The organism is Bradyrhizobium sp. KB893862 SZCCT0404 (assembly GCF_018130885.1).
Lineage (GTDB): Bacteria > Pseudomonadota > Alphaproteobacteria > Rhizobiales > Xanthobacteraceae > Bradyrhizobium > Bradyrhizobium stylosanthis.
Window position 1 is genome coordinate 419183 of the sequence record NZ_JAFCLT010000008.1, and the last position, 21477, is coordinate 440659.

Below are 21477 nucleotides of genomic sequence, written 5' to 3' on the forward strand. Positions count from 1 at the left end.
GTCAACCAACGTGGCGATATATTGGGCATGCGCGGTGCACTGCGGTAAGAAGGAGCTTGGCGGATGCGCGTTTTGCCATTAGTTTGCAATCAGCGTGTGCAACATTGCCGCGCGAGGAGCATATCGGCGGAATGTTGTTGCGGTTGACGCGATCGATGCGGATCAGGGTGGGGCGGATCATCGCTCTCGCCTATCTGTTCTGCGTGCTCGCACCCGCCGCGGCACTGGCCTGGGGCACTGGCCCGGCGCCGTGCCTTGACGACGCGCTTCTCGCCGATCTCGTGCCGGCGCATCACCAGATGCAGGCGGGCCACACGCATGACGGCGCCTCGCACGACCACGCCGGCGCGCATGCGCATCAGCAGACCGCGGCACAGGACGCACCGGCGTCGCATCATCATGACGGCAAGGGAACAGTTGGTCCTTGCTGCGCGATGATGTGCGTCAGCGCCCTGCCGGCCGATCTGCCCAGCGTCGCGACACCGGTCCAGCCGATGTCGACTTGCGCGCCCGAGATCGTGGCCAGCCTGCACAGCGCGGCGCCGTCCCGGCACTATCGCCCCCCCATCGCCTGATCTAATTCGACGACGTCAGGTCCGGCGCGCTTCCGCGCGCGCACACCTGTGGTCTCACGACAGATCAAGGATAAATCATGCTTGCGCTTTCCGGGGCGAAGTTCGCCGCCACATCTGCGGCGCGTGGACGACATACTCTATTTAATTGGCCGCTGCTAGCCGTGATTGCGCTCGCGCTGTCCGGCTGCATGCCGGCGACCACGCAGGTCGCGGGCGCTGATCCTGCCGATCCCGCGGCGAGAGTGGCGCCTGTCGGCTATCGCTCGACCATTGCGCCCTACTCCAGCCTCAGGCCGGCGACGCCGGCGCCGTGGCGCGACCGCAACGACGCGGTCACGCCGCAGCCGAAGCAGGACCGGTAGGAGCGCCCCATGACACATCATCTTGCGCGCGGCCTGCTCGTGTTCGCAGCATTCGGGCTCTCCGGCTGCATGGCGTTCTCGCCGGACGGCGGCATGACGACAGTCTCGGAGCTCACCAGCCAGACCATCAGGAAAGACGTCGCCTTCGTGCGAACGCCTGAAGGCGCGGAGACCGTCAACGCGACCGTCCGCCGATTGCTGGCGCATCCGCTGACCATCGAAACCGCGGTGCAGATCGCGCTGCTCAACAACAAGGGACTGCAGGCCAACTATAACGAGCTTGCGCTGGCCGAGACCGAATTGGTGGAGCAGAGCCTGCCGCCCAATCCGGTGTTCTCGATCTCGCGGATCACGGGCAACGGCGCGAGCGAGATCGAGCGTCAGGTGGTCGGCGACATCCTCGCGCTCGCAACACTGCCGTTCCGCTCCGAGATCGCCCGCGACCGCTTCCGTCAGGCCCAATTGCGCGCGGCGCTGGCGACGTTGCGGCTCGCGGCCGATGTGCGCCGCGCCTATGTCCGCACCGTCGCCAGCAACGAGATGGTGGCGCTGCTCACCGACGCCAAGGCGACGGCGGAATCGACTGCACAGCTTGCGGTCAAGCTCGGCGAGACCGGCTCGCTCAACAAGCTCGACCAGGCCCGCGAGCAGGTGTTCTATGCGGAGACGACAGCCGATCTCGCCACCGCGCGGCAGAGCGCGACAAGCGCGCGCGAAAAACTCGCACGGCTGATGGGGCTGTGGGACGACGGCCTCGACTTCCGTCTGCCCAACCAGTTGCCGCCGCTGCCGCGCCGGCCGCAGAGCTTGCCTGGAATCGAAGCCGACGCGGTGGCGCATCGCGTCGACCTGCAGATCGCGCGACTGGAGCTGACGGCCCTCGCCAAATCGCTGAACCTCACCGAGGCGACGCGCTTCGTGACGCTGTTCGATCTCGCCGGCATCTCCCGCCGCACCCAGGACCCCGAGGGCCCGCCGTTTCGCGAACGCGGCTTCGACGTGCAGTTCCAGATCCCGATCTTCGACGGCGGCGAGGTGCGGGTGCGGCAGGCCGCCGAGACCTACAACCTCGCCTTCAACCGCCTGACCGAGCGCGCCGTCAATGTCCGCTCGGAAGCGCGCGATGCTTATCGTGTCTATCGCTCCAGCTACGACATCGCGAGCCACTACCAGCGCGAGATCATCCCGTTGCGCAAGATCATCACCGAGGAGATGCAGCTGCGCTTCTCCAGCATGCAGGTCGATATCTTCGCGCTTCTGACCGAGGCACGGCAACGCCTGGCGTCGTTGCGCGGCGCGATCGATGCCAAGCAGAAATTCTTCCTCGCCCAGTCCGATTTGCAGACTGCCGTGAATGGCGGCGGCGCGCCTGCGTCCGGCGGCGAGAATTCGACCACCATCGCCGCGGCAGCGCCTGCCGACGGCGGCCACTGAGATGGAGGCCAGCATGTATTCCCGCCGAGGATTTTTAGGGACCGCCGCGCTTGCCAGCGCGTCGGCCATCAGCAGCCGCGTCCAGGCCGCGTCGATTCCGGAGGCGCCCACGATGGACAAGGTGGTGACGCAGCCGCCGCTGCATCCCATTGGCGGGCCGGACTACCGCCCCGTGGTCACGCTGAACGGCTGGTCGCTGCCGTTCCGCATGAACGGCGACTGGAAGGAATTCCATCTCGTCGCCGAGCCCGTGGTGCGCGAATTCGCCGAGGGCATGAAGGTGAACCTGTGGGGCTACAACGGCCAGTCGCCCGGCCCGACCATCGAGGCGGTCGAGGGCGACAAGGTTCGCATCTTCGTCACCAACAAGCTGCCCGAATACACCACCGTGCACTGGCACGGCATGATCATCCCGAGCGGCATGGACGGCGTCGGCGGGTTGACCCAGCCGCACATCAATCCCGGCAAGACCTTCGTCTACGAGTTCGAGATGAAGAAGAGCGGGACCTTCATGTACCACCCGCATTCCGACGAGATGGTGCAGATGGCGATGGGCATGATGGGTATGGTCGTCGTGCATCCGCGCGATCAGGGTTTCCGGCCCGTGGATCGCGACTTCGTCTTCGTGATGAGCACCTATCGCGTCGATCCCGGCACTTATCTGCCGCAGGTCAACGAGATGACCGACTTCAACATGTGGACCTGGAATGCGCGGGTGTTTCCGGGCATCGATCCGCTGCCGGTGCGGCTCGGCGACAAGGTGCGCGTGCGCATCGGCAATCTCAGCATGACCAACCATCCGATCCATCTGCACGGTCACAGCTTCGCGGTGACCTGCACCGACGGCGGCTGGGTGCCGGAAAGCGCGCAATATCCGGAGACGACGACCGACGTTCCGGTCGGCGCCGTCAGGGTGTTCGACGTGCTCGCCGACAATCCCGGCGACTGGGCGTTCCACTGCCACAAGTCGCACCACACCATGAATGCGATGGGACACGAGGTGCGCAATCTCATCGGCGTGTCGCGCAAGGATCTCGCCAAGGCCGTCGGCAAGCTCGCGCCTGACGGCATGGCGATGGGCTCGACCGGCATGGCGATGGGCAACATGGAGATGCCCGCGCCCGACAACACGCTGCCGATGATGACCGGCACCGGCCAGTTCGGCCCGATCGAGATGGGCGGCATGTTCACGGTGATGAAGATCCGCGAGAACCTCGCGCGCGACGATTACCGCGATCCCGGCCCCTACAAATTCCCGCAAGGCACCGTCGCCTACGAAGTCGCATCGCCGGCCGCGGAGCCGGCGCGGCAGAAGCCGGGCGGCCCGCCGATGAAGAACATGAAGATGTGAGCGTTTCGATGAACCACCAACTGGAGAAGAAGATGAAGACGATCAAACTCGGAATAGCGCTGGCTGCGCTTTCGCTGGCGCCGGCGCTGGCGCATGAGCAGCACGGGCACGCGGCCTTTTCGGCCGGCGAGCCCGGCGATCCCAAGAAGCCCGCCCGCACCGTCGAGATCCTGATGAACGAGATGGACTACGCACCCGCCAAGATCGAGGTGAAGCGCGGCGAGCAGATCCGCTTCGTCCTGCGCAATGTCGGCAAGGAGGACCACGAATTCCTGCTCGCGACGACCAAGGAGAACCTCGCCCATGCCGAGGTGATGAAGAAGCATCCGCACATGGAGCACGACGATCCGAACGGGGTGCGGCTTGCTCCGAGCAAGACCGCGGAGATCCTCTGGAAGTTCACCAAGGCCGGCACATTCGAATTTTCCTGCCTGATCCCCGGCCACCGCGACTACGGCATGGTCGGCCACGTCACCGTGAATTGAAGCAATGGAGCGAACCATGAACCCGATCACCCGCATCGCCGCAGCGCTCGCGCTGACGCTCGGCCTGACGCTCGGTCTGTCTTGCGGCGCGCTCGCCGCCGGAGGCTCGATCAGCGGCGAGGTGAAGAAGATCGACGAAGGCGCTGGCAAGATCACGCTCAAGCACGGCCCCGCCAAGAGTCTCGGCATGGAGGAGCCCATGACCATGGTCTACCGCGTCAAGGACGCCGCGATGCTCAAGCAGGTGAAGGTCGGCGACAAGGTGACCTTCGAGGCCGAGGAGGCGGCATCGGGATACACGGTGACGAAGATGGAGAGGGCGAAGTAGCACAGCCCGCTCCCCGACCATCGTTGCAGGCGACGCGCCCTGACGCCTGGAAGCCCCAATGCACCACGGTGCATTGGGAGCTCCGATGGCGGACCGGCCCGACCTTGCGCCGCACCAGGCCTGCAGCCACGCGGTTCGATGCTGCGGCGTCTTGGCTACAACCCCGGACCTTTTCCACAACCTTAAATAATGCGAACATGACGCCCATTGGAGTCATGGAGTGCATTATGGAACAAGATCATATCGACAAGGCCATCATCGAGAACTACGGAAAACTGCGGACACGAATGGGCGCGCTGACGGCGGCTTTCCCGGTCGTCGTGATCCTGATCGGCCTGCTCTGGGGAATTCGCCTGCAGCCCTCGCTGAGTGATTACTATTTCGCCCAGACCCCCGCTCAGGGCGTGGCTGACCTCTATCCCGCCCGGCTCTGGTTCTGCGGCTTGCTCTTCGCCGTCGGCGTGTTCCTGTACCGCTACAAGGGCTTCTCGAAGAATGAAGACCGCTGGCTCAGCCTGACCGGCATATTCACCCTGGGCGTTGCGATCTTTCCGATGGGCATCCCCGACAAGACCAGCCCCTTCACCCTTGCCTCGTTCGGCTATCCGAACATCACGCTGCACGGCATCAGCGCGGTGCTGGCGTTCGTGTGCATCGGCGTCATCATATTCTGGTACTCGGACCAGACGCTGTCGCAGATCAAGAATGACGAAACGGCCCGCAAGCGGTTCAAGACGTTCTACTTCCTGGTCGGCGCCTACATGCTCCTGGCGATGGGGGGCTCAGTGATCATGCACTTCCTGCATACGGATCGGGCGAACGATTCCTACATCCTGTTCGTGGAATGGTCGGGCCTCTGGGCGTTTGCGGCCTATTGGTTCGTCAAGAACTGGGAGCTTCGCTTCGTCGCGGAATCGATCAGGAAAGAGTCGGGCAGCCTGTCGCCGATGGGCAATGCCGACGTCGTGCAGTCGCTCTAGCGGCGCGATTACGAGCCGATCCGCCCCTTCCACCGGCCGCAGCCCTGGCGGCCTTCGTCCGGATCCGGCATCCGGGGCCTCAGCCCCCGGATCTGACCTCCAGCCCCCCTCCGTTAACCCTTTGCTAACCATACACCCGGCAAGAATTGCCGGGTGAAGTCGAGTGTCGTCGGCCGCGTAGAACGGGAGCCCCCGTGGACGCCAGTGCGGTGCCTCACTTTCGGAACGGCGGCCCATCGGCCGCCGCGCAGACGTTTGGGGCGCGCGGCCGGCAGTCGCGCGGGGAGGCAGCTACCATGGTCGACGTCACCGCGGGACAGGGCGTAGGCAGCCCCAAGCCCGGCATCCCCTCCCTCAGCAACATCGTCACGATCCTCAAGCGGGGCGACATCGCGCTGGCGCTCGGCGTCCTCACCATCCTGGTGGTGCTGATCCTGCCGCTGCCCGCGATCGTGCTGGACCTGTTCCTGGCGATCTCGATCACGCTCTCGATCCTGATCCTGATGACCTCGCTGTTCATCCAGGCGCCGCTGGAATTCTCGGCTTTCCCGACCGTCCTGCTGATCTCGACCATGCTGCGCCTGTCGCTCAACATGGCCTCGACCCGCCTGATCCTGTCGCACGGGCACGAGGGAACGGCCGCCGCCGGTCACGTCATCGAAGCCTTCGGCAGCTTCGTGATGGGCGGCAATTTCGTCATCGGCATCATCGTCTTCGCGATCCTGATCATCGTCAATTTCATCGTCATCACCAAGGGTTCGGGCCGTATCGCCGAAGTCGCCGCGCGCTTCCACCTCGACGCGATGCCCGGCAAGCAGATGGCGATCGACGCCGACCTCGGCGCCGGGCTGATCGACGAGAAGGTCGCCAAGGAGCGCCGCAAGGCGCTGGAGGACGAGAGCGGCTTCTTCGGCGCCATGGACGGTGCCTCCAAATTCGTTCGCGGCGATGCCATCGCCGGCCTCCTGATCGTCTTCATCAACGTCGTCGGCGGCATGATCATCGGCGTGGCGCAGCAGGGCATGTCCTTCGCCGACGCCGGACGCAGCTACACGCTGCTGACCGTCGGTGACGGCCTGGTCACCCAGGTGCCGGCGCTGATCGTCTCCACCGCGGCCGGCCTGCTGGTCTCCAAGGCCGGCGTCTCCGGCGCCGCCGACAAGGCGCTGATGAAGCAGTTCTCCGGTTATCCGCAGGCGCTCGCGATGTCCTCGGCGGTCATGCTGGTGCTGGCGGCGCTGCCGGGCATTCCGACCATCCCCTTCCTCGCGCTCGGCGCCGGCGCCGGCGCGCTGGCCTGGAACGCCCGCAACCACAAGCGCACCGCCGTGAAGGCCGAGGAAGCCGCCAACGCGGCGCCTGCCGCGGGCACGCCCGGCGCGCCGGGCGCCGCTGCGGCGGAAGAGCCGATCTCCGCCGCGCTCAAGATCGACGACCTCAAGATCGAGCTCGGCTACGCGCTGCTGCCGCTGGTCAACGGCCCCGACGGCACCGACCGCCTCACCGAGCAGATCAAGGCACTGCGCCGCTCGCTCGCGATCGAGATGGGCTTCGTGATGCCGGCGGTGCGTATCCTCGACAACGTCCAGCTCGAGGCCAACACCTACATCATCAAGATCAAGGAGGTCGACGCCGGCACCGGCAAGATCTGGCCGAACCAGTTCATGGTCATGGACCCCGGCGGCAGCCAGGTCCAGGTGCCCGGCATCCACACCACCGAGCCGACCTTCGGCCTGCCCGCGACCTGGGTCGATGCCAGCCTCAAGGAAGAAGCCTCGCTCAAGGGCTACACCGTCGTCGACGCCGCGACCGTGCTCTCGACCCATCTCACCGAGCTGCTCAAGGCCAACATGTCGGACCTGCTCTCCTATGGCGAGGTGCAGAAGCTGCTCAAGGAGCTGCCGAAGGAGCAGAGCGAGCTGGTCAAGGACATCGTGCCCGCACAGGTCACGGTCTCCGGCATCCAGCGCGTGCTGCAGCTGCTGCTGGCCGAGCGCATCTCGATCCGCGACCTCTCGACCATCCTCGAAGGCATCGCCGACTCGCTCGCTTTCTCGCGCAATCCCTCCACCATGGTCGAGCACGTCCGCGCCCGGCTGGCGCGCCAGATCTGCGCGCAGAACACCTCCTACAACGGCTATCTGCCGCTGATCGCGCTGTCGGCGAAATGGGAGCAGGCCTTCGCCGAATCCATCATCGGCCAGGGCGAGGAGCGCAGCCTCGCCATGCAGCCCTCGAAACTGTCGGAGTTCATGACCGGCGTGCGCGAGGCGTTCGAGCGCGCCGCGCGCGAAGGCGAGGCGCCGGTGCTGGTGACCTCTGCGGCAATTCGTCCCTTTGTCCGCTCCCTGGTCGAGCGGTTCCGCGCCCAGACGACCGTGCTGTCGCAGGCCGAGATCCACCCCAGGGCGAGGCTGAAAACGGTCGGAAGCATCTGATTTGCCTTAAGAAGCCGTGTGTTTTTCAGCCACAGGCAAATGGTTTTTGAGTTCCTGGCGCCTTGTCGACCAACACAGGAAAAAGCGCCCGCCAGGCACATTACGACTTTGAAATAATTATAGAAAAGAACGATCAAGGGCCGCCTTTGATCGCGATCTTTCACGTCCTTTCACGCTCTTGTGATCGCCCCTTGGGAACGAATCCCCCCCATACTAGGTTGTTGGGCACCGGAAGCATGAACCTGCCTCAATCGGCCGGCGACTACTTCGGGTAGATGGCGGCAGGAGGCTTCCATGAACCACTCGATCTACAGCGCAGATCGCTCGACCCATCTGAAGATTGTGGTCGTGGCCCTCGTCGCAGGGATCGCGTTGGCAGGCTTCGGCATCACGGCACGCTCGGGTTCGGATGAAGGTCTGACCCAGACGGCCCGCGTCATCAAGGCCGGCAAGCCGGTCGTTATCACCAGCTCGAACGCGTCCCTCGTTCGATAAGGAGAACAAACAAGTTTTGTGAATTCACGCGGCTCTTTACCAGCCCCCCAAAGTCGCCACGTGGATATGTAGACGACCCCAACCCCAAGTCGACTACAGAAAGCGCCCGCCCCCCACGGGCGCTTTCTCATGTCCGGGGTATGCTGCGGGCGCCCACGCTTGAAATTCACCACCCTCTCCTCCCTTGTCCCGGACGCGACGCAGCGCGCAGCGGTGCGGCGCAGAGCCGGGATCCAGGAGGCCGCTCACTCGCTGATGCATGGGCCCCGGCTCTGCAGCGCATCACTTTCGTGCTGCGCAGCGTCCGGGGCACGAGAGCGCAGTCTTGGGCACAACTCTCCATGTCGTCATTGCGAGCGCAGCGAAGCAATCCAGAGCCCCCTACTGCGGAGGGATCTGGATTGGTTCGTCGCTTCGCTCCTCGCAATGACGGGTTATGAGGCGACATCCGCCTCTCTCGTGTCCCGGACGCGACGCAGCGCATAGCGGTGCGGCGCAGAGCCGGGACCCAGGAAGCTTCACAGTGCGCTGATAGATGGGCCCCGGCTCTGCAGCGCACCGTCGAAGAGACGCTGCGCTGCGTCCGGGGCACGAGACCTTTTCCAACGTCAGACATAGCTGCTCATCCTCGCGGCTCATCTCGCCCGAGCTTTGCCTGGTCGCTTCACCCCCGAATGAAAGAGGGCGCAGGGAAGACCGGGTGCCGGCTGGCACCCGCGGTCCACTGTGCGAAGTAGCAGTCAGAAGATCTGCACAGCGGCATACAGGTGAAGCCTGAACATCCGGCCTTCCCTGCGCAGTGGTTTGACGGCTTATGTCGTGCTCTCCCCGGGGAGCGATGCACTATTGCCCCCGTCGCCTTGCGGATGATCGATGCGAGAGCCCGGTTGGGCCGCGCATCACCACAAGACTTGGCGCACAGACCCCGGGCGCCAGGACCACACGATTTTGCCGTACGCAGATCACACCGGTCGTGCGCGCGACGGTTTCGCTCACGGTTGCCCGCCCTGCAAAAACCCTTCGCGCCGATGTGACCCACGCCCACCGCCGCCCGGCCCGCGTTCGTGACGATCGCGATACGCCCCTCTTCCTTGGGCCGGGTTGCCGCGATGGATACGCCGTTTCCGAATTTCGGTAAAGTGGAATATTTTTGGAGAGGTAGATTGCCCCAAGCTTAGGGTGTTTTGCGATCGAGCGACGCAAGGGCTTGTGGCTGGTCTCGATCGGTCGCCCCCCCCCCGCGTCAAATTTCCGGCGTTGGAATCAACGCTGACTGTCAGCGAATGCGCGGCAAGGTCAGCTATGGGCCAACAGGCGACCTGCGCACTACGCTTTCAGAACGCTTGAGCCTAAACAACTCCTTTGGGATGGATGCGGCGATCATCCAGCCCTCCATTCCAGCGAACCATGACTTTCTGGTTGAAGCGCTGCTCATCAAACCTGACCTGACCGTTGTCCTCGATCCGAAAGATATCATCTCGGTGCGCAACAGCGTCCATGAAGCGGCTCGATCGAATGATGAGATTGACCTCACCGCGATGTCCCAAATGGCTGTGCAGCATTTCGAACGAGAACATGGCAATGCAATAATTGTCGAAGGTCTCGAATTGCGAGAAGTCGGCAGCTGCACATTCTTCCAAGGTCAGTTCTGGGTAGAAGTAAGGCCCGAATACACGCGGACTTGGTTGGAGCGCCTTTAGAATACCAATTTCCTGCAACGTACCGGCGGGCCACTCCCAGCAGCTCAAATGTCCATGGACGAAGTCGGCGATGGGTCAAATGCTGCTATCGCCGACCGCCGTGTTGGTCAGCAACGGGCCACAACCGGAAATGCGCCGCTATTCGATCACCTCGTCAGCACGGACAAGCAAGCTAGGTGATATTGTAAGCCCAAGCGCCTTGGCCGTGCGGAGATTAATGACTAGATTGTATCTGATCGGCTGTTGAATTGGCAGATCGGCGGGAGCAGCCCCCTTCAGAATTCGACCGGCATAGACTCCGACTTGCCGATACGCATCAACGATATCTGGGTCGTAGCTCATGAGGCCACCGGCAATGGCGTAGTCGCGAAACTGATAAATCGCGGGGATGGCTGCCGCCGCGACCGAGGCGACCAGCTTATCGCGATGAACGTCAAAAAGGGGATCGCTGGCGATCAAGAGCGCGTCGGGCTTTTCCTGAGAAAGAGTCGCGAATATGGCGTCGATTGCCCTCTCATCGCTTGCCTCCAGCATGCGAAGCTTTAGGCCAAGCGCCAGTGCCGCAGTGAGCATGTCCGATGCCTGTCCTCTTCCTTCGGGCGTGTTTGGGTTGGTGAGGACCGCAAAGGTGCCCGCGTTAGGGACGAGCTCCCGCAGCAGGCCGAGCCGCTTCGGCGCGAGGTCGGCGGAAATGATGGTTATCCCCGTGGCGTTGCCGCCGGGACGCGCGATGCTTGCGGCCAGACCAAGTCGAACCGGATCACCGCCGATGACGAACACGATGGGAATCGTTGATGTCGCTCGTTTCGCTGCGAGGGCAGAATTTGAGCCTCCGGCGGCAACTAGCACAGCGAGGGGACGCTGTGCGAGTTCTCTTGCCATGTCGGGCAACCGGTCCAAGGCTCCGTCCGCAAAGCGATAATCTACCAATAGGTTTCTGCCTTGGCTAAATCCTACTTCGCCCAGCGCTCGCTCGAAGGCCGCGACCAACCTCCCCGAATCGCGGGCGGACCTGCTGCTTAGAAATCCGATGAGAGGTGTTTCGGCTTTTGCCGAAAGCGGCCAGACCGCAGCCCCGCCGATAAGCGCAATGACTTGACGCCGTCGCATTGCTCCCCCCTGCCAAAGGCAGGACAGCTTAGCATGAAACCCACTGGGCATCTGCGGCATAATCGCGCGACGTTCAGCGTCGTTGGGGCATCACGGGCGTGACGGTGACGACTGGCGGTGAGCAATCTTCACCACCGTTTCGACTTCGTCTATCGACGGCTCCAAGTCCGCAAGGGGTCAAATTGCGACCTCTCGGTAGCGTGCCGCAAAGTCGGCTAAGGGACCTCGGAGCGGACAAAGGCTGGCAACCACTCCGCTGCAGCCGACTGCGCAACCCCGTCGCCCTCGTTTCATCGTTTCGCTTGATTGATGGACCCATGAGCTAGCTCAACGGCGCGGCGCACCGTAAGTCGGCGGCGGCGCCTGCACCGTCGGGGCTGCCGCGGCGAACAGCTCTTCCTTGTTGCCCGTCAGCGGCGGATAGATGCGCTTGCGGTTGATGGTCTCTTTGGTCGCCTTTGCCGCCGCACCCGTCGCGCGCACCTCGCGGTCCCAGCCTTCCGTATAGAGCGCGCCCCAGCTGCCGAGATCGAGCACGGTGACGTACCAGTCGATCCGCAGCGGCAGCATCGGCTGACCTGCGAGATCAGCCACCACGTTGTGGCCGGCGAAGCGGCCCATGGGACGCGCGAACTGGCACGACATCACGGTCGGATGCAGCCCGTCGACCACGCTTGAGGCGACGTCGCCGCACGCGAACACGCCGCCGACATCGGCAACCCGCATGAACGGATCGACCAGCAGGCGCCCGAGGCGATCGCGTGCGTCCGGAAAGCTCGCCGCCAACGGACTTGCGCGCATGCCGGCGCACCAGATCACCGTCTGCGCCGCAATGAACTCGCCCGAGCTCAGGTGAATGCCCGCCGCCTCGACCGACACGACACGAACGCCGAGCCGCGTCTCGACATCGAGCGAGGTGAGCGCCGTCGCGATGACGGGACGCGCATGCGCACCGATGGTGGCGCCGACGGAAGAGTTGGGATCGACCAGGATGATGCGGCGGCTGCCGGTGATGCCGGCACGCGCCAGCCTGTCGGGCATTTCGGCCGCGACCTCGATGCCGGTGAAGCCGGCGCCGACCACGACGACGGTGGATCGTCCCGGCGCCGGCGCGCTGCGGCCGAGCGAGGTGAGATGATCATCGAGGCGAAGCGCGGCGGTATAGGTATCGACATCGAACGCATGCTCGACGAGGCCCGCTATGCCGGGACGCATCACCTCGCTGCCGAGCGCCAGCACGAGACGGTCGTAGCTCAGCGTCGCCTCGCCGCCGCTCGTCACCAGCGAGATCTGGCGATGCACCGGATCGATCGCTTCGACCTCGCCGAGGCCATGCGTCACACCGATCGGATCGAGCAATGGGCCGAGCGGAAGCGCGACCTCGCTGAGATCGGCCTCGTAATTGCGAACGCGGATGTTGTGATAGGGATTGCGATCAACGAGGTGGATCTCGATGTCGCGACCGGCCGCGCCGATCTCGTCGCGCTTTCGCGCGGCGGCGATGGCTGCCCACAGGCCTGCAAACCCGGCGCCGAGCACGACGATACGCGCCATGTCCGCCTACTGTGCTTTCCAGAGAAATCCCGCGGTCTGCCCGCACCGGCAGGTATAGCGCATTCGCCCCGGCCGACCAAATGCGGCGGCCGCCTGGCCGCTGCACAAATTCGTGGCTTACGCCTCGCGCAGCTCCGACGGCGTCGCGCCAAAGCGCTTGCGGAAGGCGCGGTTGAAATAGGACAGGTCGGAGAAGCCCGAGGAATGCGCGATGTCGCTGATCTTGCGCGTCCGCGCCCGGGGATCAGCGAGCTGCTTGCGCGCCAGCAGCAGGCGCTGCTCCAGCACGAATTCGGTGAAGGTGGTGCCGGCCTGCTCGAACAGGCGTTGCGCCTGGCGCGGGCTCAGTCCCGAGCGCGTCGCGACGTCGGCGAGGCAGAGATCGTTGCGGCCGAGCGCGGCCATCACGTCGGCGCGCATGATGTCGAGGCGGGCGGCGGCATGTCCGCGGCCGCGCGCAAGGCTCGCATGTTCGGCATCGGTGCCGAGCAGGAGGCCGACCAGGTCGACCATGTGCTGCGCGGTCAGGCGCTGGCCGACGGCGTCAAGATGCGGCGCGTGATTGGCGGCGAGCGCATGGTAGCGGAAGATGGTCTCGGCGACCGCGCCGTCGGAGAGCACCTGCGAAAGCTTCTCCTCGGCGCGCGGGCTGATGTCGAGCAGCGCGCGGCGCGGCATGCGGATGGTGGTGAAGCGTTCCTCATTGGTGTGGCCGACGGTGCCGGTGATGCCCATGTCGACCAGCACCATCTGCTCGGGAGCAAGCTCGATGGTGTGGCCGTTCTGGCCGACACGCACGCGGCCCGCATGCGCCGAGATCAGCACGAGATCGTCGCTGCCGTCGGCAAGGTGGCTCTGGGTCCGCGTGTATTGCGCGGAGGCGCCCTCCGGGATGGCCAGCACGATATTGTCGACGACGCTGACCTGGAGCCGGCAATCGATGCTGTCGCCATGGCTCGGCCCGATCTCGAGGCCGCAGGCCCCGAAGGCCCGTTCGCGCCAATGTTCGAAGGCCGGACCCGTCGGCAGGCCCGAATATTGGTGAACGAAGATGCCCGGCGTTCTCGCTGCATCCATCTGATGTCTCGCCCCTTCTCCGGCGCCCCAAATCGGCGCCGCGTGCAAATTCCGGGGATTTGACGCCGCGAATTGCGCCGAGGTTCAAACCGGGACGGGATTTGGCCGGACTTGTCGAAATGCGACGGTGGGGTGGACAGCGGCGACAATTGGGGGCGCACTTGTAGCCCGGATGGAGCGCAGCGAAATCCGGGACGGTCTCTCCGCGTCGCGAGACCCCGGATTACGCTTCCGCTCCATCCGGGCTACGACGGTCGCGCCCGGACCGACGATCAAGCCCCTACTTCTTCGCGGGTGCCTGCGGCTGGGCGGGCGGCACGGTCTCGATCAGCTTGCCGGAAAACACCGGCGCCGAGGTCGGCTGGCCGTTGGGCGAGCCGCCGGCCTGCTCGATGGTGACGGCGTAGGTGGCACCGTTGACGAGTTCGGCATCGTAGCCGCCGAGCACCGGACGCGCGGTGAACTCGCCTGAGCCGATCACGCCGAGCGAGCGCGGGCGCGGCAGCTTGTCGGAGATCAGCCAGAGCTCGAAACTCTTGCCGGGCTCCGGCGTGGCGCCGACCTTTCGCACGGTGAAGTTTCGCGTCGCGCCGTCGATGGTGAGGATGAAGGCGGGGCCGCCGCCCTGGCCCTGCAGCAGCGCGACATATTGCGCGGACGCGGCGAGCGGCGTGCCCGGCGTCTTCACTTCCACCGTCTGGATGCGCGGCGCCGGGCGCAAGGCGCCGGGCAGCGCGTCGGGCCGGAAGATCTGCAGCGACAGCGTGACCAGCAGCGCGGCCGCGAGCGCGCCGACGGCGGAGGCGACGGTGCGCCAGCGCTTCACGCGGCCCTCGAGCCGGATCACATTGGTGTTGTCCACGACCGGCGCCGGCGGCGCATGCACCACATCCGGATCGGGCGCATGGACCTGCGGCATGAAGACCGGCGCGATGTCGGGCAGCGCATCGTCGGCGGGTCGCGCCGTTTCGGGCGGCTCGGTTGCGGCAGGCTGCGGCTCGCTTGACTGGCTCTCGACTGGCGGGGGCTCGGCCGGCGGCGTGACAGCCGAAGACGTCTCCGTGGGCGCGGCGTCGAACGAGAAAGCCTCCGGCACGGGCGGTGGGGGCAGCGGCTCGGCTTCGGCCTGCGCGGGCGGCTCTTGTGCGAAGGCCGTCCGCGCCAATTCGGCCCTGATGTTCTCCCACACGATCGGACGCGGCTCGATCGTACCGACCATCTGGTTGAGGACGCCGAGCCGGTAGGCCCAGGCCTGCACGATGTCGGCGAACGCCGGGTCCACCGCCATCATGGTCTCGACCTGCGCGCGCTCGTCGGCATCCAGCGTGCCGAGCGCATATTCCGCGGCGAGCGCGATATGGTCCTCCGTGTAGGCCATCACATGCAGTCCAGAGCCATCCTCATCGTCCAAGCCATCTCACAAGGCATCACAGTCCGAGACACTCCCGGATATCCAGCATGCTGCGCCGCAGCCACGTCTTCACCGTGTTGACGGGCGCTGAAAATTTCTCCGCCAATTGCTCGCGGCTCCAGCCGTTGTAATAGGCGAGAAGCACGAGCCTCTGACGGTCCGGCTCGAGCCGGCCGATACATTCCAGGAGCCGCTTCAGCTCCTCGGTCATCTCGCGGCGCGCCAGCGGATCGGGACTGTCGGCCGCGACCTCCATCGCCTGAGGCTCTTCCTCGATGGAGGCTTCCGACTTCTTGCGCACGATGTCGATCGCACGGTTGCGCGCGATCGACGCCATCCACGTGATCGGCGACGACAGGGCCGGATTGAACTGGCCGGCGTTGTTCCAGATCTTGACGTAGGCTTCCTGAATGACCTCCTCCGCGAGATCCTGCCGACGCAAGATACGGAGCACGACGCCATAGAGTTTCGCGCGCGTGGCGACGTAGAGGCGCTCGAACGCGGCCTGATCGCCCTTCGCCACCGCCTCAATCAGCCCGACCAGCTCTGCTGGCGTCAGCATTCGGCCCCCCAACACGCGCAAGGCTCAGGCGTATTCCGCACAGGCCCCCGGCACTTCGCTACCATAGCGCGCGGCAAAGCCGACCACCAAGGGGCGTGGCGCCACGCTGTGGACAGCACATACGAAAACCCGGACCTTGCGGGTCCGGGTTTCGCAAAATTCTCGGCAGGTTTGATGCTGGCGGCCGCTTAGGCGACGGCGCCGATGCGGGCGCGCATCAGGCCGATGCTGTCGAGGTCGGCCTGCTCGCGGGCGTTCTCCTCGGCGCGTTCGCGGGCCTGGTCGCGTTCGTCCAGGAGCTCGACCTTCTTCAGCTCCTCGAAGGCCTCGGCCAAAGCGGCCTTGGCTTCGTCGAGCTGGCCCTTGAGCTCGTCGGCCGAGCGGGTCAGGTTCTCGCGGCGCTGGATCGCGGCCTTGGCGTAGGTCGGGTAGGCGAAGTGCGAGGGATCGTTGATCCCGGCACGCTCCTGCTCGGTCTGGATCTCGCGCTCGAGATCGACCGACATCCGCTGGAAATCGGCGATCATGGTCTCGATCTGGGTGACCCGGCGGCGCTTCTCGTCGACCTGAAACTTCTTCAGGCGAATGAGGGTATCACGTGACTTCATCGACTCATACTCCCCAGAAGTCCCCTAGCTGCAAGACACACGCACATTGGGACGGCACCGGTCTCCCCACAGGCCCGACTGGGGCCAAGACCGGCTCTGCTACTCTGTGGGATCGGATGATGACCTGACAAAGTTAGCGTTCCGTTTCCAAATTCGCGAGGATTTGCGCCAACTGCCGATAGCCGTCCCCCAAGGAGGCATTTTCATCCTTGCGCTGGCGCAGGAAGGCTTCCAGCGGCTCGTGCAGGCGGATCGCCTCGTCGACCTCGGGGCTGGAGCCGGCCCGGTAGGCGCCGAGCCGGATCAGTTCCTCCATGTCGGCGTAGGTCGCCATCACCGCCCGCGCCTTCTGGATGGTCGGCCAGAATTCCGGGTCGGCCGATTTCGGCATGGTGCGGGAGACGGATTTGAGGATGTTGATCGCGGGGTAGCGGCCGCGCTCGGCGATCGAGCGCTGCATCACGATGTGGCCGTCGAGGATGCCGCGGACGGCGTCCGCGATCGGCTCGTTGTGATCGTCGCCGTCGACCAGCACCGTGAAGATCGCGGTGATCGCGCCCTCGCCGAGGCCCGGCCCGGCCCGCTCCAGCAGCTTCGGCAGTTCGGTGAACACCGTCGGCGTATAGCCCTTGGCGGTCGGCGGCTCGCCGGCGGACAGGCCGATCTCGCGCTGGGCCATGGCAAAGCGCGTCACCGAGTCCATCAGGCAGAGCACGTCCTGGTCCTCGTCGCGGAAATATTCGGCGACCGCGAGCGTCAGATAGGCCGCCTGACGGCGCATCAGCGCCGGCTCGTCGGAGGTCGCGACCACCACGACGGAACGCGCGAGACCCTCCTCGCCGAGGTCGTCCTGCAGGAACTCCTGTACCTCGCGGCCGCGTTCGCCGATCAGACCGATGACGCTGACGGCGGCATCGACATTGCGCGCGAGCATCGACAGCAGCACCGACTTGCCGACGCCGGAGCCTGCGAAGATGCCCATGCGCTGGCCGCGGCAGCAGGTGAGAAAGGTGTTCATCGCGCGCACGCCGAGATCGAGCGGGGCGCCGACGCGCTTCCTCGAATGCGCCGGCGGCGGCGTATTGCGGAACGGCATCGGCGAGGACCCCTGCGGCAGCGGACCCTTGCCGTCGATCGGCTCGCCCAGCGCATTGACGACGCGGCCGAGCCAGGCCGCGCAGGGCCGCACCTGGTTGGCGGCATTGGCGATGACGGCCTTGCAGCCGCGGCGGACGCCGTCGAGGCCGGCGAACGGCATCACGACGGCGTTGTTGCCGGAGAAGCCGATCACCTCGCAGGGAATGGTGCGGTTGGCGCCGGTCTCGATCACGAGCCGCGCCCCGACCGACATCGCGTGGATCGGACCTGCTACCTCGACCATCAGGCCGCGGACGCCGACCACACGGCCATAGATGTTGACGCCGTCGATATCGCCGATCTGTTCGGCAAGAGCCTTCATAAGGAGCGCGCCTTCGCAGCAGACAAGAGGGCCTTCACCAAGCCGATCGCCTTCGTCATCCGGGCCTTCACGGGGAAACTCTTAAGTTTCGCCATATTTCTGAACGGCGCTTAACTTCGTGTTTACCCGCATCATTAATCATTGCGTCACTGTCTTTGTGACTGAGCGTGGCTCCCCTTCAGAAGAAGGCTGAGTCGCGGGAGTCGGTTAGGCCCGTCTCTTAAAGTGGAACTTGAGCGGACCGGGGTAACGAAAGCTGCTTCCTGCGCAAGACCTTAGGGCGATTCGACAAAAATTGCACCGGGGGGACTTGCGTTCCAGAATCAGAGTTTGTTAACCATCTGTTGTCAGGATCCGAATCAGTTGTTCAAAGGCGTTTTGTTGAGTGCCGCGAATGCGGCCGACCTGACGCCCAGGAGCGGCGACTATGGGGAACTGGCATGCGCGTTTTGCTGATTGAAGATGACAGCGCCGTCGCGCAGTCGATCGAGCTGATGTTGAAGTCTGAGAGCTTCAACGTCTACACGACCGATTTGGGGGAAGAAGGCGTCGATCTCGGTAAACTATACGATTACGACATTATTCTTCTCGACCTCAACCTGCCCGACATGTCCGGCTACGACGTGCTCAAGCAGCTCCGGGTCTCCAAGATCAAGACACCGATTCTGATCCTCTCCGGCCTCGCCGGCATCGAGGACAAGGTCAAGGGTCTCGGCGTCGGCGCCGACGACTACATGACCAAGCCCTTCCACAAGGACGAGCTGGTTGCCCGCATCCACGCGATCGTGCGCCGCTCCAAGGGTCACGCCCAGTCGGTCATCCAGACCGGCGACCTCGTCGTCAACCTCGACACCAAGACGGTCGAAGTCGGCGGCCAGCGCGTGCACCTGACCGGCAAGGAGTACCAGATGCTGGAGCTGCTCTCGCTCCGCAAGGGTACCACCCTGACCAAGGAAATGTTCCTCAACCACCTCTATGGCGGCATGGACGAGCCCGAGCTGAAGATCATCGACGTCTTCATCTGCAAGCTCCGCAAGAAGCTCGCCAACGCCTCCGAAGGCCGCAACTTCATCGAGACCGTGTGGGGCCGCGGCTACGTGCTGCGCGAGCCGCACGAGCACGAAGAGCGCATTCCCGCCTGATCCGGTTTACGTCGCGAGCCCCCGGGGCTCGCTCCTCCCAGCCTGGACCCCGCCGCAAATGGCGGGGTTTTCGTTTTTGGGGATGTCTTCTCCCTCTCCCGCTTGCGGGAGAGGGGCGGGGTGAGGGTGTCTCCGCATCGAGACAATCCCCGTGTGGACAGAGCCCCCACCCGCTGCGCTCGCGCGCAGCGACCACCGCGTCCGTGGCTACGGCCTCCCCCTCTCTTAACTTTTGAACCGCTATGCTTCCCACGCCGACGAATGGTCGCTGCACGATGGGGGAACGATGATCCTGCAATCACTGGCCGGCCTGCCCGCCTTCCTGGTCTATTTCTGCACCGGGCTGATCGCGATCGTGGCTTACCTCTTCGTCTATACCCGCATCACCCCCTACAACGAGTTCCAGCTGATCCGCGACGACGAGCCGGCCGCCGCGATCGCGCTCGGCCTCAGCCTGCTCGGCTTCGTCGCGCCGCTGGTCAGCGCGATCGCACATTCGGCCAATGTGCTGGACTGCCTGATCTGGGCGACGATCGCGCTCATCGTGCAGGTCATCGTGTTCTTTCTCGTCAAAGTGCCGGTGCCGAACCTGTCGGCGCGGATCGCCGCCGGCGAGCTGGCGCCCGCCATCTGGCTCGGCCTGTCCTCGCTCGCCGCAGGCCTGCTCAACGCCGCCTGCATGATCTACTGACATGGCGGAGCAGCCCCCCAGCAAGGAATTCAGCAGGCGCCGGCCACGGCGGCCAGAGCCACTGGCGCTACCGGCGAAGGAGCCGGTGAAGCGCTCCGGTCACGTCGCCCTGCTGGTGATGGGCACGCTCGCGGTCGGCACGACCGCCTACACGCTGATGCCGCGGACGAGTTGCGAGCCCGCTCCTCCCGGGGCGGATCCGGCCGTGCAGACGAGCACCGCGTGCAGCAGCAGCAGAAGCAACTCCTCGGGCGGCAGCGGCGGATCGGGCTCGTCGTCGCGATCGAGCTACTACAGCAGCGATTCCTCCAGCCATTCCTCGTCGAGCACGTCATCGGACTCCGGCCACAGCAGCGTGAGCCGCGGCGGCTTCGGCTCGTTCGGCCATGGCTTTTCAAGCGGCGGCTAGCGCATGATCCGGAAAAGTGGCCGCCGGTTTTCCTTCGCGACAAACGCGGAACGCGTTTGCGCGGAGATCATGCGCAGGAAATAACATGCAGCGCATCACCTGCCTCGAGCGCGACGACTGGCGGGAGACCGCCGCGCAATGCGGCTTCGTCTTCCACACCATCGGCGGCGACCGCTATTGGGACGAGCGCGCCTATTACGGCTTCACGCTCGACGAGATCGAGCGCGGTATCGAAACGCCGACCGGCGAGATTGACGCGATGTGCCTGGAGCTCGCCGGCCGCGTGATCGGCGACGAACGGCATCTGCGGCGCCTGAAGATTCCTGAAGCGTTCTGGGATTTCATCGCCGAGAGCTGGAAGCGCGACGACCGCAGCCTCTACGGCCGGCTCGACCTGAAATACGACGGCAAGGGGCCGGCGAAGCTGCTCGAATACAACGCGGATACGCCGACCTCGATCTTCGAGGCCGCGGTGTTTCAATGGACCTGGCTCGAACAGGCGATCGAGCGCCGCATCGTCCCGGTGCGTGCCGATCAGTTCAACTCCATCCATGAGCGCCTGATCGCGGCATGGAAGACGATCGCCGCGGGCCAACACCTGCATCTCACCGGCGCCACCGACAATACCGAGGACGCCGGCACGCTCGCTTATCTCGAAGACACGGCACGCCAGGCCGGACTCTCGACCACGCTGCTCGACATCGCCCAGGTCGGCTGGCGCGACGAGGGCGGCGAGGGCGGCGGCTTCGTCGATCTCGACGAACGCGACATCGCGCTCGCCTTCAAGCTCTATCCCTGGGAATGGATGTTCCAGGATGCGTTCGGCGCGAATCTCAAGAGCGCAGCGACGCGCTGGATCGAGCCGCCATGGAAGGCGGTGCTCTCGAACAAGGGCATCCTGCCGCTGCTCTGGGAGATGTTTCCGAACCACCCCAATCTGCTGCCGGCCTTCTTCGAGGATGACGCGCGGGCCGCGGAGCTCGGGACGTCGTATGTGCGCAAGCCGCTGCTGTCGCGCGAAGGCGCCAATGTCACGCTGGTGTCGGGCGGCGCACCGATCGACAAGCAGGCCGGCCCTTATGGCGCCGAAGGTTTTGTGCGGCAGGCGCTGTCGCCATTGCCGAACTTCTCAGGCAATTACGTCGTCGTTGGAAGCTGGCTGGTGAACCACGAGCCGTGCGGCCTGTCGATCCGCGAAGACGAGAGCCCGATCACGGGCAACGGCTCGCGGTTCCTGCCGCATGCGATTTTGTAGAAGGAACGACCTTCTTCCCCTCTCCCCTTGCGGGAGAGGGTGGCTCGCCGC

General features: G+C 64.9%; 21 protein-coding genes. 14 read left to right on the top strand and 7 right to left on the bottom strand.

Annotation, left to right across the window (positions count from 1 at the left end):
* Positions 1 to 131: 131 nt before the first annotated feature.
* The 10 genes from JQ617_RS29595 (at position 132) to JQ617_RS29640 (ending at position 10148) form a co-directional block, all read left to right on the top strand.
* Positions 132 to 575 (top strand): hypothetical protein, encoded by a 444-nt coding sequence (locus JQ617_RS29595; RefSeq protein WP_212029403.1) that lies wholly within the window; start codon positions 132 to 134, stop codon positions 573 to 575.
* A gap of 77 nt (positions 576 to 652) precedes the next feature.
* Complete coding sequence (locus JQ617_RS29600; protein ID WP_212029404.1) at positions 653 to 937, top strand: hypothetical protein; 285 nt, start codon at positions 653 to 655, stop codon at positions 935 to 937.
* 9 nt (positions 938 to 946) lie between these two features.
* Positions 947 to 2371, top strand: a complete 1425-nt coding sequence (locus tag JQ617_RS29605) for a TolC family protein (RefSeq protein WP_212029405.1) — start codon at positions 947 to 949, stop codon at positions 2369 to 2371.
* Between the two features lie 13 nt (positions 2372 to 2384).
* Complete coding sequence (locus JQ617_RS29610) at positions 2385 to 3722, top strand: copper oxidase (protein WP_212029406.1); 1338 nt, start codon at positions 2385 to 2387, stop codon at positions 3720 to 3722.
* Positions 3723 to 3754: 32 nt separating this feature from the next.
* Positions 3755 to 4207, top strand: coding sequence for a cupredoxin domain-containing protein (locus tag JQ617_RS29615; RefSeq protein WP_186467748.1), 453 nt, complete (start codon positions 3755 to 3757; stop codon positions 4205 to 4207).
* 16 nt (positions 4208 to 4223) lie between these two features.
* Positions 4224 to 4535, top strand: coding sequence for a copper-binding protein (locus tag JQ617_RS29620; RefSeq protein ID WP_212029407.1), 312 nt, complete (start codon positions 4224 to 4226; stop codon positions 4533 to 4535).
* Positions 4536 to 4762: 227 nt separating this feature from the next.
* A complete protein-coding gene (locus JQ617_RS29625) occupies positions 4763 to 5515 on the top strand; it encodes a hypothetical protein (RefSeq protein ID WP_212029408.1) in 753 nt (250 codons plus the stop codon).
* 296 nt (positions 5516 to 5811) lie between these two features.
* The gene (flhA, locus tag JQ617_RS29630) at positions 5812 to 7953 is read left to right on the top strand and encodes a flagellar biosynthesis protein FlhA (protein ID WP_212029409.1); all 2142 of its coding nucleotides are present in this window, start codon (positions 5812 to 5814) and stop codon (positions 7951 to 7953) included.
* A 294-nt stretch (positions 7954 to 8247) separates the two neighbouring features.
* Positions 8248 to 8448 (top strand): hypothetical protein, encoded by a 201-nt coding sequence (locus JQ617_RS29635; protein WP_063692462.1) that lies wholly within the window; start codon positions 8248 to 8250, stop codon positions 8446 to 8448.
* A 1283-nt stretch (positions 8449 to 9731) separates the two neighbouring features.
* Positions 9732 to 10148: a hypothetical protein gene (locus JQ617_RS29640; RefSeq protein WP_212029410.1), complete on the top strand. Its 417-nt coding sequence runs from the start codon at positions 9732 to 9734 to the stop codon at positions 10146 to 10148.
* Positions 10149 to 10286: 138 nt separating this feature from the next.
* On the opposite strand, the gene JQ617_RS29645 is transcribed toward JQ617_RS29640, so the two are convergent.
* The 7 genes from JQ617_RS29645 to fliI form a co-directional block, all read right to left on the bottom strand.
* Positions 10287 to 11318 carry an ABC transporter substrate-binding protein gene (locus JQ617_RS29645; protein ID WP_349630660.1) on the bottom strand — a complete coding sequence of 344 codons (1032 nt, stop codon included), beginning with the start codon at positions 11316 to 11318 and terminating at the stop codon, positions 10287 to 10289.
* Positions 11319 to 11585: 267 nt separating this feature from the next.
* Positions 11586 to 12812, bottom strand: coding sequence for an NAD(P)/FAD-dependent oxidoreductase (locus JQ617_RS29650; protein ID WP_212029412.1), 1227 nt, complete (start codon positions 12810 to 12812; stop codon positions 11586 to 11588).
* Positions 12813 to 12929: 117 nt separating this feature from the next.
* Positions 12930 to 13889, bottom strand: a complete 960-nt coding sequence (locus JQ617_RS29655) for a helix-turn-helix transcriptional regulator (RefSeq protein WP_212029413.1) — start codon at positions 13887 to 13889, stop codon at positions 12930 to 12932.
* Positions 13890 to 14169: 280 nt separating this feature from the next.
* A complete protein-coding gene (locus tag JQ617_RS29660) occupies positions 14170 to 15267 on the bottom strand; it encodes an anti-sigma factor (protein WP_212029414.1) in 1098 nt (365 codons plus the stop codon).
* Positions 15268 to 15316: 49 nt separating this feature from the next.
* A complete protein-coding gene (locus JQ617_RS29665) occupies positions 15317 to 15862 on the bottom strand; it encodes a sigma-70 family RNA polymerase sigma factor (RefSeq protein ID WP_212029415.1) in 546 nt (181 codons plus the stop codon).
* A 188-nt stretch (positions 15863 to 16050) separates the two neighbouring features.
* Positions 16051 to 16470, bottom strand: a complete 420-nt coding sequence (gene fliJ / locus JQ617_RS29670) for a flagellar export protein FliJ (protein ID WP_011084990.1) — start codon at positions 16468 to 16470, stop codon at positions 16051 to 16053.
* 133 nt (positions 16471 to 16603) lie between these two features.
* The gene (fliI, locus tag JQ617_RS29675; RefSeq protein WP_212029416.1) at positions 16604 to 17929 is read right to left on the bottom strand and encodes a flagellar protein export ATPase FliI; all 1326 of its coding nucleotides are present in this window, start codon (positions 17927 to 17929) and stop codon (positions 16604 to 16606) included.
* Between the two features lie 440 nt (positions 17930 to 18369).
* Here fliI and ctrA point away from each other — a divergent pair, with 440 nt between their 5' ends.
* From ctrA to JQ617_RS29695, 4 genes are all read left to right on the top strand, one after another.
* On the top strand, positions 18370 to 19071 hold the full coding sequence (gene ctrA, locus JQ617_RS29680; RefSeq protein WP_008138878.1) for a response regulator transcription factor CtrA: 702 nt from the start codon (positions 18370 to 18372) through the stop codon (positions 19069 to 19071).
* Positions 19072 to 19357: 286 nt separating this feature from the next.
* A complete protein-coding gene (locus JQ617_RS29685) occupies positions 19358 to 19762 on the top strand; it encodes a DUF350 domain-containing protein (protein ID WP_063692472.1) in 405 nt (134 codons plus the stop codon).
* Between the two features lies 1 nt (position 19763).
* The gene (locus JQ617_RS29690; RefSeq protein WP_212029417.1) at positions 19764 to 20171 is read left to right on the top strand and encodes a hypothetical protein; all 408 of its coding nucleotides are present in this window, start codon (positions 19764 to 19766) and stop codon (positions 20169 to 20171) included.
* 85 nt (positions 20172 to 20256) lie between these two features.
* On the top strand, positions 20257 to 21426 hold the full coding sequence (locus JQ617_RS29695) for a glutathionylspermidine synthase family protein (RefSeq protein ID WP_212029418.1): 1170 nt from the start codon (positions 20257 to 20259) through the stop codon (positions 21424 to 21426).
* Positions 21427 to 21477: the final 51 nt, after the last annotated feature.

What these genes read in the sequence shown, in the direction of transcription:
- JQ617_RS29595 (WP_212029403.1), top strand. Translation starts at nt 132, where the DNA reads ATGTTGTTGCGGTTGACGCGATCGATGCGGATCAGGGTGGGGCGGATC.
- JQ617_RS29600 (WP_212029404.1), top strand. Translation starts at nt 653, where the DNA reads ATGCTTGCGCTTTCCGGGGCGAAGTTCGCCGCCACATCTGCGGCGCGT.
- JQ617_RS29605 (WP_212029405.1), top strand. Translation starts at nt 947, where the DNA reads ATGACACATCATCTTGCGCGCGGCCTGCTCGTGTTCGCAGCATTCGGG.
- JQ617_RS29610 (WP_212029406.1), top strand. Translation starts at nt 2,385, where the DNA reads ATGTATTCCCGCCGAGGATTTTTAGGGACCGCCGCGCTTGCCAGCGCG.
- JQ617_RS29615 (WP_186467748.1), top strand. Translation starts at nt 3,755, where the DNA reads ATGAAGACGATCAAACTCGGAATAGCGCTGGCTGCGCTTTCGCTGGCG.
- JQ617_RS29620 (WP_212029407.1), top strand. Translation starts at nt 4,224, where the DNA reads ATGAACCCGATCACCCGCATCGCCGCAGCGCTCGCGCTGACGCTCGGC.
- JQ617_RS29625 (WP_212029408.1), top strand. Translation starts at nt 4,763, where the DNA reads ATGGAACAAGATCATATCGACAAGGCCATCATCGAGAACTACGGAAAA.
- flhA (WP_212029409.1), top strand. Translation starts at nt 5,812, where the DNA reads ATGGTCGACGTCACCGCGGGACAGGGCGTAGGCAGCCCCAAGCCCGGC.
- JQ617_RS29635 (WP_063692462.1), top strand. Translation starts at nt 8,248, where the DNA reads ATGAACCACTCGATCTACAGCGCAGATCGCTCGACCCATCTGAAGATT.
- JQ617_RS29640 (WP_212029410.1), top strand. Translation starts at nt 9,732, where the DNA reads ATGCGCGGCAAGGTCAGCTATGGGCCAACAGGCGACCTGCGCACTACG.
- JQ617_RS29645 (WP_349630660.1), bottom strand. Translation starts at nt 11,318, where the DNA reads ATGCCGCAGATGCCCAGTGGGTTTCATGCTAAGCTGTCCTGCCTTTGG.
- JQ617_RS29650 (WP_212029412.1), bottom strand. Translation starts at nt 12,812, where the DNA reads ATGGCGCGTATCGTCGTGCTCGGCGCCGGGTTTGCAGGCCTGTGGGCA.
- JQ617_RS29655 (WP_212029413.1), bottom strand. Translation starts at nt 13,889, where the DNA reads ATGGATGCAGCGAGAACGCCGGGCATCTTCGTTCACCAATATTCGGGC.
- JQ617_RS29660 (WP_212029414.1), bottom strand. Translation starts at nt 15,267, where the DNA reads ATGGCCTACACGGAGGACCATATCGCGCTCGCCGCGGAATATGCGCTC.
- JQ617_RS29665 (WP_212029415.1), bottom strand. Translation starts at nt 15,862, where the DNA reads ATGCTGACGCCAGCAGAGCTGGTCGGGCTGATTGAGGCGGTGGCGAAG.
- fliJ (WP_011084990.1), bottom strand. Translation starts at nt 16,470, where the DNA reads ATGAAGTCACGTGATACCCTCATTCGCCTGAAGAAGTTTCAGGTCGAC.
- fliI (WP_212029416.1), bottom strand. Translation starts at nt 17,929, where the DNA reads ATGAAGGCTCTTGCCGAACAGATCGGCGATATCGACGGCGTCAACATC.
- ctrA (WP_008138878.1), top strand. Translation starts at nt 18,370, where the DNA reads ATGCGCGTTTTGCTGATTGAAGATGACAGCGCCGTCGCGCAGTCGATC.
- JQ617_RS29685 (WP_063692472.1), top strand. Translation starts at nt 19,358, where the DNA reads ATGATCCTGCAATCACTGGCCGGCCTGCCCGCCTTCCTGGTCTATTTC.
- JQ617_RS29690 (WP_212029417.1), top strand. Translation starts at nt 19,764, where the DNA reads ATGGCGGAGCAGCCCCCCAGCAAGGAATTCAGCAGGCGCCGGCCACGG.
- JQ617_RS29695 (WP_212029418.1), top strand. Translation starts at nt 20,257, where the DNA reads ATGCAGCGCATCACCTGCCTCGAGCGCGACGACTGGCGGGAGACCGCC.